The following is a 14585-nucleotide window of genomic DNA, read 5'->3' as shown; positions in this document are numbered from 1 at the left end:
ATGGCAACACGTACACATGAATGTGGAGTATTGCGCGCGGAAAACGTTGGCGAGCGCGTTGTATTAAAAGGTTGGGTACAATACCGTCGTGACTTCGGTGGATTAATCTTCATCGATTTACGTGACAGAACTGGTTTAACACAAGTTGTGTTCACACCAGAAAACTCTCAAGAAGCGTTAGATCTTGCAGATACATTCCGAAGCGAATATGTTATCGAAATAGAAGGTGAAGTACGTCCTCGTACACCAGAAATGATCAACCCGAACTTAGATACTGGTGAAATCGAAGTTTACGTTGATAAAGTTACTTTAATCAACAAAGCAAAAACACCACCATTCCAAATTGAGGATCGTATCCAAGTAAACGAAGATTTACGTTTAAAATACCGTTACCTAGACTTACGTCGTCCTGTAATGTACAACACATTCAAATTACGTTCTGACGTAACAAAAATTATTCGTAACTTTTTACAAGATGAAGGTTTCCTAGAAGTTGAAACACCAATCTTAACAAAATCAACTCCAGAAGGCGCACGTGACTATCTTGTACCATCACGTGTACACGAAGGCGAATTCTACGCACTACCACAATCACCACAATTGTTTAAACAATTATTGATGGTATCTGGATTTGAAAAATATTTCCAAATAGCTCGTTGCTTCCGTGACGAAGACTTACGTGCTGACCGTCAACCAGAATTCACTCAAATTGATATGGAAATGAGCTTCTTAACGCAAGAGGAAATTCTTGATATTAACGAACGTTTAATCCAAAAAGTAATGAAAGAAATCAAAGGAATCGATGTTCCACGTCCATTCCAACGTATGAAATATGACGAAGCAATGTCACGTTACGGCTCAGATAAACCAGATGTTCGCTTCGGTTTAGAATTAATCGAGCTTTCTGATGTAGTTGCTGGATGTAACTTCAAAGTCTTCGCTCAAACTGTTGAAGATGGTAAACAAGTAAAAGGTATTAACATCAAAGGTTCAAACGATAAATACTCTCGTAAAGACTTAGATGAATTAACTAAATTCGTTGGTCGTTATGGTGCAAAAGGTCTTGCATGGATTAAAGTTACTGAAGAAGGTCTTACTGGACCAATCGGTAAATTCTTCCAAGATGAATTCGGTCAAAAATTAGTAGAACGTATGAAAGCAGAGCCGGGCGATACATTAGTATTCGTAGCAGATAAAAAATCTGTTGTTGCTGATTCTCTTGGAGCTCTTCGTAAAAAATTAGGTAAAGAACTAGGCTTAATCGATGAATCTCAATTCGCGTTCTTATGGATTACTGATTGGCCATTACTTGAATACGCAGAAGAAGAAGGTCGCTACACAGCAGCTCACCATCCATTCACTCGTCCATTCGATGAAGATCTTGAAAAAATGGACACAGCTCCTGGTGAAGTTCGTGCACAAGCTTACGATATGGTACTTAACGGTTACGAACTTGGTGGTGGTTCACTTCGTATTTACGAAAAAGACCTACAAGAAAAAATGTTCGAAGTGCTAGGGTTCACTCAAGAACAAGCACAAGAACAATTTGGTTTCTTAATGGATGCCTTTGAATATGGTGTTCCGCCACATGGTGGTTTAGCATTCGGTCTTGACCGTTTCATTATGCTACTAGCTGGTCGTGACAACCTACGTGATACAATTGCGTTCCCTAAAACAGCATCGGCTAGTTGCTTGCTTACTGATGCTCCAAGCACAGTTGCAACAGCTCAATTAGATGACTTACACATCCGCACAAAAACACTAGCTGACGAAGACTAAAAGCGAAGGACGCTCGTTCAGCTTTGTCGGTCAAATGTTCTTCACGCGAAGAGGCGCTTTTTGCCTCGCAGCGGGGAGGTCATTTGCCCCGAAAAGCTAGCGTCCGCAGCTAGATAAGACTAAAAGCGAAGGACGCTCGTTCAGCTTTGTCGGTCAAATGTTCTTCACGCGAAGAGGCGCTTTTTGCCTCACAGCGGGGAGGTTATTTGCCCCGAAAAGTTAGCGCCCAAAACTGGATAAGACTAAAAGCGGAACGAGTTTCTAGATAACTATTACAAACCCTTTGCCAATCAAGAAATGGCAAAGGGTCTATTTATTTTCATAAATTTATCCTTAAAATGTTCTTATTAATTTTTGATTTTTCTGAACATTCGTGTTAATATTAACTCAACAACAAATCCTGATGTGTTCGATGAAACTTAATCAGTTTTGACCGAACATAGTATCGTTGGGAGTTGGCATTTTGAAATGGCAAACATGCCCGTCATGGGACCTTTAAAGTTTCAAATACGACACCCACCTGCAAGAGAGCGGGTTCAAAGCGATTTGAAAAAAAATCAACGGCACAATTGGGATTTGTTCCTTTAAGAGACTAATAACCTCTGATTCTTATAGAATCAGAGGTTTTATTTTATATCGTTCTATAAAAAAATTTTAAAGAATAAGAATTGAAAAGAAACATAGAATATATGAAATAGCGATGTTACACAGAAAGTTTCTCAGAAGAGAAAATATTCTTTTGAATAAAAGGGGGAATCGAATACATTACATAAAAACTTATTGGAAATCTATGAAAGCGCTTTAAAATTGGTATAGACAACTATACCAATAGAATTAAAAAACAAAGGAGAGTGTAGATCATGTTAGGTTTTTTACAAAAAATCGGTAAGTCTTTAATGTTTCCGATTGCCACATTACCTGCAGCAGCATTGCTTCTACGTTTAGGTTCAGATGATATGCTTGGTAGCTTCGATGTGAAATTCGTACAAATTATTGCGCACATTATGGCTGCATCCGGAGACGCGATTTTGGGTAATTTACCAATTATTTTTGCGATTGGTATTGCAATGGGGCTTGCTTTCGATAACAGTGGTGGTGCAGCACTAGCTGGTGCAATTGCCCATTTAATATTAACAGGAGTATTAGAAAAGATTAACGAAAATTTAAATATGGGCGTTTTTGGCGGTATTATAGCAGGTATAGTTGCTGGTCTTTTATACAATAAATTTTACAATGTAAAATTCCCAGAATGGTTGTCATTCTTCGGTGGTAGAAGGTTTGTTCCCATTATTACATCGATTACAATGGCAGTACTTTCAGGGATTTTAGCATTTGTATGGGGACCAATACAAAATGTTATTGATGCAGGTGGTAACTGGATGATAGGGGCTGGTGCATTAGGAGTAGGTGCCTATGGTTTCTTTAACCGTTTATTAATTCCAGTTGGTTTACACCATGTCATAAATACAATTATTTGGTTTGACTTCGGTAAATTTACAAATGCAGCAGGTGAAGTTGTAAAAGGAGATATTCCACGCTTCTTAGCTGGAGACCCAACTGCAGGGATCTTCCAAGCAGGTTTCTTCCCAATCATGATGTTTGGTTTACCAGCAGCATGTCTTGCAATGTACTTTGCAGCTAAAAAAGAAAAACGTGCTGTGGTTGGTGGTATGTTCATATCTATTGCCTTAACTGCATTTATCACAGGTGTAACAGAACCAATTGAATTTACTTTTATGTTCTTATCTCCAGTATTATATGTGATTCATGCTATCTTAACTGGGGTTTCATTAATTGTTGCTTCGACATTAGGTATCCATGATGGATTTGGCTTCTCAGCTGGGTTAATCGATTACTTACTAAACCTTGGTATTGCTCAAAAGCCATTATTATTAATACCTCTTGGCTTAGCTTTTGCGGCAATTTACTTTGTAGTGTTCTATTTCCTAATTATCAAATTAGATTTGAAAACACCAGGTCGTGAAGACGAAGATGAGGATGCTCAAGCAATAGAAGGTAATGAAGATGAAGTACTTGACGCGAAAGCTTATCACACAATTGAAGGATTAGGTGGGATAGAAAATATTCAACAAGTTGATTATTGTACGACACGTCTTCGCTTAACTGTAAAAGACGCAGATCAAGTAGACGAAAAAGAACTAAAAAAGTACGGTGCACGTGGCACAATGCGTATTAGTAAAACAAATGTCCAAGTAATCATTGGTACATCTGTTGAATTCTTAGCTGTAGCGATGAAAAAACGTCTTGCAAAAGGAAATCCTGTACCAAATTCAACCGTTGCCGCAGAAGATTTAGAAAAAATTGTGGATACTATTACAACATTTAAGTTAGAAGATTTTGAAATGCCTGTAACAGGAGAAATTATTCCTCTATCAGAAGTTCCTGATCAAGCATTTTCCTCAGGAATGATGGGACCTGGATTCGGTATTATACCTAAAGGGAATATTTTTAATTCACCAGTTGATGGTAAAGTTATGATGATTTTCCCTACGAAACATGCGATTGGTTTAGTTACAGATACAGGTGTTGAAGTATTGATTCATATTGGTCTTGATACAGTAAAATTAAATGGCGAGGGTTTTGAATTACTAGTAGAGCAAGATCAGTTGATCCAACGTGGAGATGCATTAATTAAAGTCGATTTAAATTATGTAAAAGCAAACGTTCCATCAATTGTAACGCCTGTCATTTTCACGAATTCTCAAGGTAAAACAGTTACTTTAGAAAAAACAGGTTATCAAAGAAGTGGAACTGCAAATATTGTTAATATCAAATAAAAACTTCAATCGATAAAACAAACTATTCGATTATAATGGAAGCCATTAGTATTTTAAGCCAGGTTAACGCCTGGCTTATTCTTAGGAGATGTTCCGATTGACACAATCATTACTAATTCAAAATGTAACAATAGTAAATAATGATGAAATTAAAGGAAATTTAGATATCTATATTGAAAATGGAAAAATTAAGAAGATAGGGATACAATTAAATTTTACAGCTGATGAAAAAATAGATGGTTCAAATCATTACCTTTTTCCAGGCTATATTGATATGCATATCCATGGTTCTGCAGGAAAAGATACTATGGATGCAACGCCGGAAGCACTTCATACAATGGCTAAGTCATTAGTAAAAGAAGGAACAACAAGTTATTTAGCTACAACTATGACACAGTCATCAGGAGAAATTGAGGATGCACTAAGGAATTTAGCAGTATTCAAAAGTGCTGAAAATGAGGCGGAAATTATTGGCGTTCATGTAGAAGGACCATTCATTTCAAAAAAACGTGCTGGTGCACAGCCCCTTCAAAATATTGTTCCTCCTACGATTGAACAATTTAAACATTGGCAACAATTAAGTGGCAATCGTATTAAAGAAGTAACGGTAGCTCCTGAAGTTGAAGGTGGTTTTGGATTAGTTGAAGAACTTGCAAAACAAGGAATCGTTGTATCGATTGGACACTCTGATGCAACATTTGATGATATGCAAAAAGCTGTATCACTCGGTGCAAAACAAGGAACACATTTATATAATCAAATGAGACCTTTTCATCACCGTGAACCCGGAGTTGTTGGGGGAACCTTATTGTTACCAGAGATTAAAGCTGAAATTATAGTCGATTTTGTTCATGCTCACCCACAAGCTGTAAATCTTGCCTATAAGATGAAAGGTGCTGAAAATATCATCTTAATCACAGATTCCATGCGTGCTAAAGGAGTACCGTTTGGAGATTACGATTTAGGTGGTCAATTAGTACACGTCTCAGAAAAAGGGGCACATCTTACAAATGGAGCATTAGCAGGTAGTGTACTAACGATGGATGCTGCTGTACGTAATATGAAGAAAGCAACAAATTGTACTCTACAGGAACTTGTTGCAATGTCCTCTTCAAATGCTGCAAAACAATTGAATTTAAAAGGAAAAGGAAAGATTAAAGAGCAGTATGATGCAGATTTAATACTCCTTGATCAAGATCTCGCTATACAAAAAACGATAAAAAACGGTAAAGTAATATTTGGATAGAATCATTATTATTGCAAAAGGTGTTGAATTAGTTGGTCGACAAGAATTCACATGTACCTATTTATGTACAGATAGAAGAAATTTTAAAAGAGAAAATTTCACATGGCGAATATGCCGTTGGTTGTGCAATTCCTTCAGAAAGAGAGCTTTCTGAGACATTTACTGTGAGCAGAATGACCGTAAGACAATCAATCACACAATTGGTTAATGATGGTTTTCTTTATCGTGAGAAGGGACGAGGTACGTTCGTGGCCAGTCCTAAATTTGAACAGCCATTAAATGGATTAACGAGTTTTACAGAAGATATGCGGGCTAGAGGGATGGAACCAAGTAGTAATATTGTTACGTTTGAAAAACAATTACCTCCTTATGATATAAGAGAGGACTTTAAGCTTATGGATAATGAAGAAGTATTTTTCATCGCCCGAATTAGAAATGCAGATCATAAACCAATGGCGATTGAAAGAACTTATATACCAGTAAAACTTTTACCAGACTTAAATGAAGAGGATCTTCAAGGATCATTATATAATCTTGTAGAAAATAAATATGGATTTGAAATTAATAACGCCATTCAACAAATGGAAGCTACAATTGTCACGAAAGAGGATGCGAAATATTTAAAGTTGGAAGCTACAGGAGTTGTTCTAATTATTAAGAGAACGAGTTACTTAGCAAATGGGCAACCATTTGAAGTTGTTCGTAGTGCATATCGAGCAGATCGTTATAAATTTATAAGTGAAATTAAGAGGTGAGATCGTGCAAACTTATTTTCAGGAAGTTCATAGACAAATTCAAGAAGTACCTGAAAAATGCAGGTGATCCAAAAGAAACAAACGAAGTTGTACAATATGTCCGATTTCTACCATTATAAGGGCTACTATATTAAATGAATTGATTAGCCAAGTGGTTGATAACATGGCGCAAAATCATAAGATATTTCCTGTTTTTTGTAGTGTCGGTGTGAAAAATGCAGATAAAAATAACGATTCTTTAATAGAGCGATATTAACATCGCATAAATTTTAATTAAAATTGGAGGCGTTTTTCATGGAAAAACAATTTATCATAACAGCAGCAGAAGGATTACATGCAAGACCTTGTACATTACTAGTTCAAGCGGTAACTCCTTTTTCTTCAGAAGTACAACTTTCTTATAAAGGAAGATCGGTGAATATGAAATCAATCATGGGCGTTATGTCTCTTGGTATTCCTTCTGGCTCAACGATTACTATTTCTTCAGAAGGAGCAAATGCAGATAAACTATTAGCTAAAGTCGCATCGGTGATCACAACAGAAGGTATTGGAGAGGAATGCTAGAGCTAAAAGGAATTGCGGTTTCAAACGGAATTGCGATTGCAACTGCATATTGCATAATTGAGCAAGATCTATCCTTTGAGAAGATTTCGATTCAAGATACTGATAAAGAAAAGGTGCGTTTAAGAAATGCTATCGTTAATGCAAAGGTTGAACTTGAAGAAATTCGTGATCAAGCAAAAGCAAAGTTTGGGGATGAAAAAGCAGCTATTTTCCAAGCGCATCTTTTAGTTTTAGAAGATCCAGAAATGTTAGGAATGATTGAAAGTAAAATCGATGAAGGAATAAATGCAGAATCCGCTCTTGATGAAATTTCTACAATGTTTATCGGAATGTTTGAAACGATGGATAACGACTATATGAAGGAAAGAGCAGCAGACATTAGAGATGTATCCAAACGATTATTAGCAAAGCTATTGAATGTGGAAATTCCCGATTATAACCACTTAAATGAGGATGTCATAATTATTGCAGAAGATTTAACCCCTTCTATGACTGCACAGTTGAACAAAACCCATGTAAAAGGATTTGTTACAAATATAGGTGGACGTACATCCCACTCTGCAATTTTAGCAAGAACAATGGAGATCCCAGCTGTCGTTGGCACGAAAACAGCGACAAATGATATTCTACATGGTACGTCTGTTATTTTAGATGGATCAAAAGGTGTAGTAATAGTTGATGCATCAGATGAAATTACTGCTACCTATCGATTGGCGCAACAAGTTTATAACGATGAACGTAAATTGTTAGAACACTATAAAGAATCACCAAGTATAAGTGCAGATGGGTATCATGTTGAAATTGCTGGTAATATCGGTAAACCGGCTGATGTTGAAGCCGTACTTTCAAATGGTGGAGATGGAGTAGGTCTTTTCCGTACAGAGTTTTTATATATGGACCGTGAGGAATTACCAACTGAAGAAGAACAATTTATCGCATACAAAACAGTTCTTGAAAAAATGAATGGAAAACCTACTGTTGTCCGTACTTTGGATATTGGCGGAGATAAAGAGTTGTCATACTTGAAGATGGACAAAGAGATGAATCCGTTTTTAGGTCACCGTGCCATTCGTCTATGCCTGGATGACACCGAATTGTTTCGTACCCAACTTCGTGCATTACTTCGCGCAAGTGTTTATGGGAATTTGAAAATCATGTTCCCTATGATTGCTACACTTGAAGAGTTTAGACAAGCAAAAGGATTATTAGAAGAAGAGCGTCAAAATCTATTATCAAGCGGCGTGAAAGTTAGTCATACCATCGAAATCGGCATGATGGTTGAAATTCCTTCAGCTGCCGTTATTGCCGACAAGTTTGCTGAGGAAGCAGACTTCTTATCAATTGGGACAAATGATTTAATCCAGTATACACTTGCTACAGACCGTATGAATGAAAAAGTTTCCTATCTATATCAACCATATCATCCAGCTATTTTACGGTTAGTAAAAATGGTTATCGAAGGAGCACATAAAGAAGGTAAGTGGGTAGGGATGTGTGGAGAAATGGCAGGAGATGAAGTGGCAATCCCTATTTTACTAGCACTAGGATTAGATGAATTTTCTATGAGCGCTTCGTCTATATTACATACACGAGCGCAGATTGCTCAATTATCTAAAGAGCAGCTAGCGCAACATCTAGATGAAATTTTCAAGCTTAAAACTGCTAATGAGGTTTCACGATATGTGAAGATGCATTTAACCAGCACTAATGAGCAGCAGTAAGATCTCATTTCAATATCCAAGCGATCTCAAGTGGATAAGTGGGGTTCATGATAACTCCCCACTGCATGAAGTTTCAGTTTATAATAACAATAGGTTGTTTGCCGACACCTCAATATAGAATAGGGTGTCGGTAATTTTTTGAGTAACAGCTCGATAATAGGAAAATAAAACCTTCATGTCCCTATTGTAAACATTATTATTCAAATTCGGATTGAAGAAAATATGAGGTGTAATATGACAATACAACTAGAATCTATTCAAAATTTAGATCAATTATTTGATAGAGCTTTTTCGATTTTAGAAGAACAAAAAAATAATGGTGCAAAAACTTTTGGTCTTGCAACCGGTGGGACGATGCTACCTCTGTATGAGCGTATTCGAAATAGTTCTCTAGATTTTTCAAACTGCAAGAGCGTAAATTTGGATGAATATGTAGGGTTACCAAAAAAACACCAACAAAGTTACATTTCCTTTATGCAAAAGCAACTATTCAATACAAAATCATTTGAAGAATCCTATTTGCCAAATGGTGAGGCTGAAAATCCAGAAATGGAAGCAGTAAACTATGAGAATATATTAAAATCATTAGATCTTGATTTTCAATTATTAGGCGTCGGCGAAAACGGTCATATTGGTTTTAACGAACCTGGATCATCTTTTTCAAGTGAGACACATGTTGTAACATTAACAGAATCTACAAGACAAGCAAATGCTCGCTTCTTTGAATCAATTGATGAGGTGCCAAAACACGCAATAACAATGGGAATTGCTTCTATTATGCGTGCACATCAAATTCTACTCATCGCAGTGGGAGAGAAAAAAAGAGACGCAATCCAAGCCTTAATAGATGGTGAGATGACTGAAGAGATACCCGTAACCGTATTAAAAGGACATGATAACGTCATTATTCTAACTAATTTGAATTTGTAAAAAAATTGAAGGAAAAATAATATTCATAAGCTAATGAGAAGATCCTTGATGTAAGAATACATTTTGGATCTTTTTTTTTCAAAAAATACGACGTTTATTGGAATATAACTCCATAAATTCCTTTTTATCATGTATAATTAAAAGAAAATTCAGAAATGTTTTATTGATATAATACGGCACATATAAAGCGAAGTAGCTCATACCTATTAATTTAAGGAATGGAAAGCAATAAGAAATATTAATAAGAGAAAATTTATAAGAAAAGAGGATTAGGAATGATTCAGTTTAAAAAGCCAAAAGTTACCCAGTTTTTTCAAATTTTAACTGTTAGTGATTTTTCAGTTAGTCCTGATGAAAAGCAGCTAGTATTAAGTACGAATTTAAATGGGCATTTTAATCTATGGGGAATGGATGTTGAGAAAAAATTTCCGTATCCAATGACTTTTAATAATCAAGCGTCAGATTTTATTAGCTATTCGAAAACAGGTGATTTCCTTTTAGTTGGATTTGATAAAGATGGAGATGAAAATAGTCAAATTTATGCGATTGCACCTGAGGGAGGAAACTTAGTACCAATTCGTAATAATGAGGGAGAACGTCATTTCTACGCCCATTTGTCTGAGGATGGTCGACGTCTTTATTATTCAACTACAGCTGGAAATGCGAAGTATTTAAATAGTCTCGTTTATGACATTGAGAATGGTAAGGAAAAGCTACTATTAGAGGGAAGTATTGCGCCTACTTTTATTGCAACAGTTAGCCCAGAGGAAAAATCATTTGTTTATATAAAACAATTTGGTAATACATATACCTTAGCATATGTACAAAGTGATGATGAGAGCGTATTGCTCACGCCACTAACAGATAAGCAGCATACAGTATCAGATATTATTTATACTTCTGAAGCCGAAATATATTTTTTAACAAACTACGATGACGATATTAGCTATTTAGCAAAATTTGATATTCATTCGAAACAATTTACAAAGTTGTTTCAATTAGAAAAAGAAGATTTTACTAGTATTTATTATTCGAAAAAAGAACAAGCACTATATATAGTTGGTTCCTATGGTGTAGCCGACCGGCTTTATCGTTATACAGTTGAAGATGGAAAATGTGAAAAAATCGAAATACCTGTTGATATTATTGAGAAAATGGTTATTATGCCAAGCGGACATTTATATTTGCTTGGAAAAACATCTACGAAACCTAATAATATTTTTATATCAAAGGACATGGGAAGTACTTGGTTTGAAATAACACACTATAGAGTACCAGGTGTTCGAGATGAGGATTTGATAGAACCTGAAGTGCTAAGTTATCCATCGTTTGATGGTTTAGAAATTGAAGCACTTTTGTTTAATGCGAAGGAAGAAAATTCGAATGGTTATGTTATTTTATGGCCACATGGTGGTCCACAATCAATTGAACGTAAATCATTTCGAGCAATGTTCCAATTCCTTGTTAACCAGGGTTACTCTATTTTTGCTCCTAACTTTAGAGGCTCATCGAATTACGGTTTAAACTTTATGAAAATGGTTGAGGGGGATTGGGGTCATGGCCCACGTCTTGATAATATTACTGGGGTTGAGTGGCTTATTAAAAAGGGCTATGCAGACCGGGATAAAATGCTGCTTTTAGGTGGTAGCTATGGTGGCTATATGGCATTGCTATTACACGGTCGACATGCAGATTACTTTAGAGCAGTTGTTGATATTTTTGGTCCAAGTAATTTATTTTCATTTATTGAGTCTGTTCCGGAGTTTTGGTCATCATATATGAAGCAATGGATAGGGGATCCAGAAACGGATAAGGAAAGATTAACAGCAGATTCGCCAATTACTTATTTAGATGGTATGACGAAGCCTATGCTAGTTATACAAGGAGCGAACGATCCACGTGTTGTTCAAAAGGAATCAGATCAAATCGTTGCTGCATTGAAGGGAAATGGGCGAGAAGTTGAGTATATTGTACTAGATGATGAGGGACATGGATTCACGAAAAAGGCAAATGAAATATACGTATATGAGAAAATACTGGAGTTCTTTAATGCGTACATAATTTTATAAGATTAAACATTATTACTATTTACAAAATTGAAAGTACTGAAGAAAAAGATGAATATTAAGTAGCTTTACAAACCTCCTATCAATTGAATTGGTAGGAGGTTTGTATTTATAGATTTAAAATTAAACATCATTATTTCTCTTTATATAAAGTCAAATTCATAATTCAAAAATTTGATAAAAAACACGAACATTAAATTGCCCATTGTTATATGCCATATCTATTAGAATATTGTCTATGAAGCGGAAGATGGCGAGTCCTCGAAAATGCATTCGCATTTCCTTCGTGCGATGTTGATTCAGAGAGGTCCATTCATAGTCCTGCGGGAAAGCGAGACAGGTGAGACCCCGCAGTGAAAATTCTTTTTGCACTGCAAAAGCAAAAAGAATTTTCTGCGACGAAGCTAGCGTAGCGATGCAGGAGCAAAGGCTTCCGAGGAGGCTCAACAATCGCTTAGCACGAAAGCGCCATCTGGAGCGGCAATACTAAGTAAATACTGATATGAAATATTATCCGAATTATTGTTTTGTTTATTAGAAACTATTCGTATTTTTAATTAGAAAAGTATTTTGAAATTGACCAATAAGAAAAGGATTTCAAGATATGTATTATCTGAATTTCGAAGTCTATTTTCATATTGATTCATACGGAATATCATTTCATTAATTATGTAAATATAAATTCATATGTTGAAATGCTATTTCATATTAAATGTAATATCAGCGTGAAAGAATTAGAAAATTGATTTTGCTTATAAATGGGGTGGTAATTTGTTTGGGTTTTCGATGTATTTAAACAAGGATTTAACAGAAAGTGATTACTATTATATTCGTGATATGAAGGAAATAGGATTTGAAGAAGTGTTTACCTCATTGCATATACCAGAATACGATGCATCACTTTATAAAGGTCGTTTAAGTACTTTGGGCAATTTGTGTAAGAACACTGATTTGAGGCTGACGGTGGATATTTCTCCATCAGCGCTTGAAGCAATCGGTCTGACTTTAGAAAATGCAGAAGAAATTCAGGAGATGGGTATTACAGGAATTCGTTTTGATTACGGTTTTACGATGGAGGAAATTGCCGCATTGTCTAAAAAAATGTTTGTTGCGCTAAATGCAAGCACAATCATTGCGGATAATGTTGAAGTATTAAAACAATATGATGCAAACTTTGAAAAAATTGAAGCGTGGCATAATTATTATCCAAGAAATGAAACAGGTCTAAGTAAGCAATTTTTGGAAGGAAAAAACAGTGCGCTAAAGAAGTGGGGATTTACCACTATGGCGTTTGTTCCTGGAGATAAACAACTCCGTGGCCCAATATTCACCGGTTTACCTACCCTTGAGAAGCATAGAGGACGTCATTCTTTAAGCTCGGCAATAGAATTACTAAATGACACGTCAACTGACAAAGTTTTTATTGGTGATCCACGAATTGGTAAAGAAACCATGAACCAGTATAAAGCTTTTTTGAAGGGGAGATTTTTCTTACTATATGGTACTTTGTTTGATCATGCACCCGACTACATCACAAAATCTTTTCATAATCGATTTGATGGAGCAAGAGATGTAGTTCGTTTTGAGGAAGCAAGATCTTTAGTAACGGGAATGATTAAACCGCAAAATACAGTTGAGCGTGGAAAAGGTTCAATCACCATTGATAATTTCAATTATGGTCGCTATATGGGAGAAATTCAAATTACAAGAAGTGACCTCCCTAGCGATAACAGAGTAAATGTAATTGGAGATATTCGGAAAGAAGATTTGGATTTATTGCTATTGATTGGTGCAGGGCAGAAAGTAATGATTAAAGAGGTGAATGGATGAATTTAGATAAGCTAACGACAGAGAAGAGAAATGAAAAAACTATGCATCTGGATGAAATGAGTATGGAAGAAATTCTCGTTTTAATGAACTATGAAGATCAAACAGTTCCCAAATGTGTTGAAAAAGAAATACCACAGATCAAAAAAGTAGCCGATGCCATTACTACAGCCTTTCAAAATGGAGGACGACTCATTTATATAGGGGCAGGGACGAGTGGTCGACTTGGTATTTTAGATGCTGCAGAATGTGTACCAACTTTTGGAACATCCTCTGAAAAAGTAGTAGGTCTAATCGCTGGAGGTATGTCTGCAATGACGGCTGCTGTAGAAGGGGCAGAGGATTCTGAAGAATTAGCAAATAGTGATCTTAAAGATTTAAAACTTACAAACAAGGATATAGTCATTGGAATTACAGCAAGTGGGCGTACGCCCTATGTTGTTGGTGGCTTGAAATATGCAAAAGAGATAGGAGCAACAACTGCAAGTATTTCTTGTAATAAGAATGCAATAATCAGTACATACGCTACAATTTCAATTGAAATAGAAGTAGGACCGGAAATATTAACTGGTTCAACTCGATTAAAATCAGGAACCGCACAAAAATTGGTACTGAATATGTTGTCTACAGTATCCATGATAGGCATAGGGAAAATATACAAAAACTTAATGGTAGATGTACAACCAACAAACGAAAAATTAGTAGAACGTTCAAAACGTATTATTATGCAAGCAACGGATTGTACGTATGAAGAGGCAAGTGGAAGTTTCGAAAATGCAAATCGGGATGTCAAGCTGGCAATTGTAATGTTGTTAACGAATTTGGGGATGGATGAAGCAAAAGATCGTTTGAAACAAGCGAAAGGTTTTGTAAGAAAAACACTTTAAAGGGGGATTGGA

Annotated in this window: 10 protein-coding genes and 1 other RNA gene; all 11 read left to right on the top strand. The window is 35.9% G+C overall.

Annotation, left to right across the window (positions count from 1 at the left end; translation table 11 throughout):
- A complete protein-coding gene (gene aspS / locus ACIQ4I_RS10010; RefSeq protein ID WP_403095833.1) occupies nucleotides 1-1779 on the top strand; it encodes an aspartate--tRNA ligase in 1779 nt (592 codons plus the stop codon).
- Nucleotides 1780-2173: 394 nt separating this feature from the next.
- A non-coding RNA gene (ssrS, locus tag ACIQ4I_RS10005) (6S RNA) lies at nucleotides 2174-2359 on the top strand.
- A 280-nt stretch (nucleotides 2360-2639) separates the two neighbouring features.
- The gene (gene nagE / locus ACIQ4I_RS10000; protein ID WP_403095831.1) at nucleotides 2640-4577 is read left to right on the top strand and encodes an N-acetylglucosamine-specific PTS transporter subunit IIBC; all 1938 of its coding nucleotides are present in this window, start codon (nucleotides 2640-2642) and stop codon (nucleotides 4575-4577) included.
- Between the two features lie 88 nt (nucleotides 4578-4665).
- On the top strand, nucleotides 4666-5823 hold the full coding sequence (gene nagA / locus ACIQ4I_RS09995) for an N-acetylglucosamine-6-phosphate deacetylase (protein ID WP_403095829.1): 1158 nt from the start codon (nucleotides 4666-4668) through the stop codon (nucleotides 5821-5823).
- A gap of 32 nt (nucleotides 5824-5855) precedes the next feature.
- Nucleotides 5856-6578, top strand: a complete 723-nt coding sequence (locus ACIQ4I_RS09990; RefSeq protein ID WP_403095827.1) for a GntR family transcriptional regulator — start codon at nucleotides 5856-5858, stop codon at nucleotides 6576-6578.
- Between the two features lie 294 nt (nucleotides 6579-6872).
- Nucleotides 6873-7142, top strand: a complete 270-nt coding sequence (locus tag ACIQ4I_RS09985; RefSeq protein ID WP_403095825.1) for an HPr family phosphocarrier protein — start codon at nucleotides 6873-6875, stop codon at nucleotides 7140-7142.
- A complete protein-coding gene (gene ptsP, locus ACIQ4I_RS09980) occupies nucleotides 7136-8863 on the top strand; it encodes a phosphoenolpyruvate--protein phosphotransferase (RefSeq protein WP_403095823.1) in 1728 nt (575 codons plus the stop codon). The genes ACIQ4I_RS09985 and ptsP overlap by 7 nt, the downstream gene beginning before the upstream one ends.
- A 234-nt stretch (nucleotides 8864-9097) precedes the next feature.
- A complete protein-coding gene (locus tag ACIQ4I_RS09975; RefSeq protein WP_403095821.1) occupies nucleotides 9098-9793 on the top strand; it encodes a glucosamine-6-phosphate deaminase in 696 nt (231 codons plus the stop codon).
- Between the two features lie 275 nt (nucleotides 9794-10068).
- Nucleotides 10069-11862, top strand: coding sequence for a S9 family peptidase (locus ACIQ4I_RS09970; protein ID WP_403095819.1), 1794 nt, complete (start codon nucleotides 10069-10071; stop codon nucleotides 11860-11862).
- 768 nt (nucleotides 11863-12630) lie between these two features.
- Nucleotides 12631-13689 (top strand): MupG family TIM beta-alpha barrel fold protein, encoded by a 1059-nt coding sequence (locus tag ACIQ4I_RS09965; protein ID WP_403095817.1) that lies wholly within the window; start codon nucleotides 12631-12633, stop codon nucleotides 13687-13689.
- On the top strand, nucleotides 13686-14573 hold the full coding sequence (gene murQ / locus ACIQ4I_RS09960; protein WP_403095815.1) for an N-acetylmuramic acid 6-phosphate etherase: 888 nt from the start codon (nucleotides 13686-13688) through the stop codon (nucleotides 14571-14573). The genes ACIQ4I_RS09965 and murQ overlap by 4 nt, the downstream gene beginning before the upstream one ends.
- Nucleotides 14574-14585 lie beyond the last annotated feature (12 nt).

Origin of the sequence: Rummeliibacillus sp. NPDC094406 (assembly GCF_044763875.1) — a bacterium.
In the GTDB taxonomy this organism is placed as follows: Bacteria; Bacillota; Bacilli; order Bacillales_A; family Planococcaceae; genus Rummeliibacillus.
Note: the sequence above shows the minus strand (reverse complement) of the source record. Positions and strands in the feature narration are given on the sequence as shown.

Bases quoted from the DNA above. Each gene is read 5' to 3' on its own strand.
- nagA (WP_403095829.1), top strand. From the start codon at position 4,666: ATGTTCCGATTGACACAATCATTACTAATTCAAAATGTAACAATAGTA.
- ACIQ4I_RS09985 (WP_403095825.1), top strand. From the start codon at position 6,873: ATGGAAAAACAATTTATCATAACAGCAGCAGAAGGATTACATGCAAGA.
- nagE (WP_403095831.1), top strand. From the start codon at position 2,640: ATGTTAGGTTTTTTACAAAAAATCGGTAAGTCTTTAATGTTTCCGATT.
- ACIQ4I_RS09975 (WP_403095821.1), top strand. From the start codon at position 9,098: ATGACAATACAACTAGAATCTATTCAAAATTTAGATCAATTATTTGAT.
- murQ (WP_403095815.1), top strand. From the start codon at position 13,686: ATGAATTTAGATAAGCTAACGACAGAGAAGAGAAATGAAAAAACTATG.
- aspS (WP_403095833.1), top strand. From the start codon at position 1: ATGGCAACACGTACACATGAATGTGGAGTATTGCGCGCGGAAAACGTT.
- ACIQ4I_RS09970 (WP_403095819.1), top strand. From the start codon at position 10,069: ATGATTCAGTTTAAAAAGCCAAAAGTTACCCAGTTTTTTCAAATTTTA.
- ptsP (WP_403095823.1), top strand. From the start codon at position 7,136: ATGCTAGAGCTAAAAGGAATTGCGGTTTCAAACGGAATTGCGATTGCA.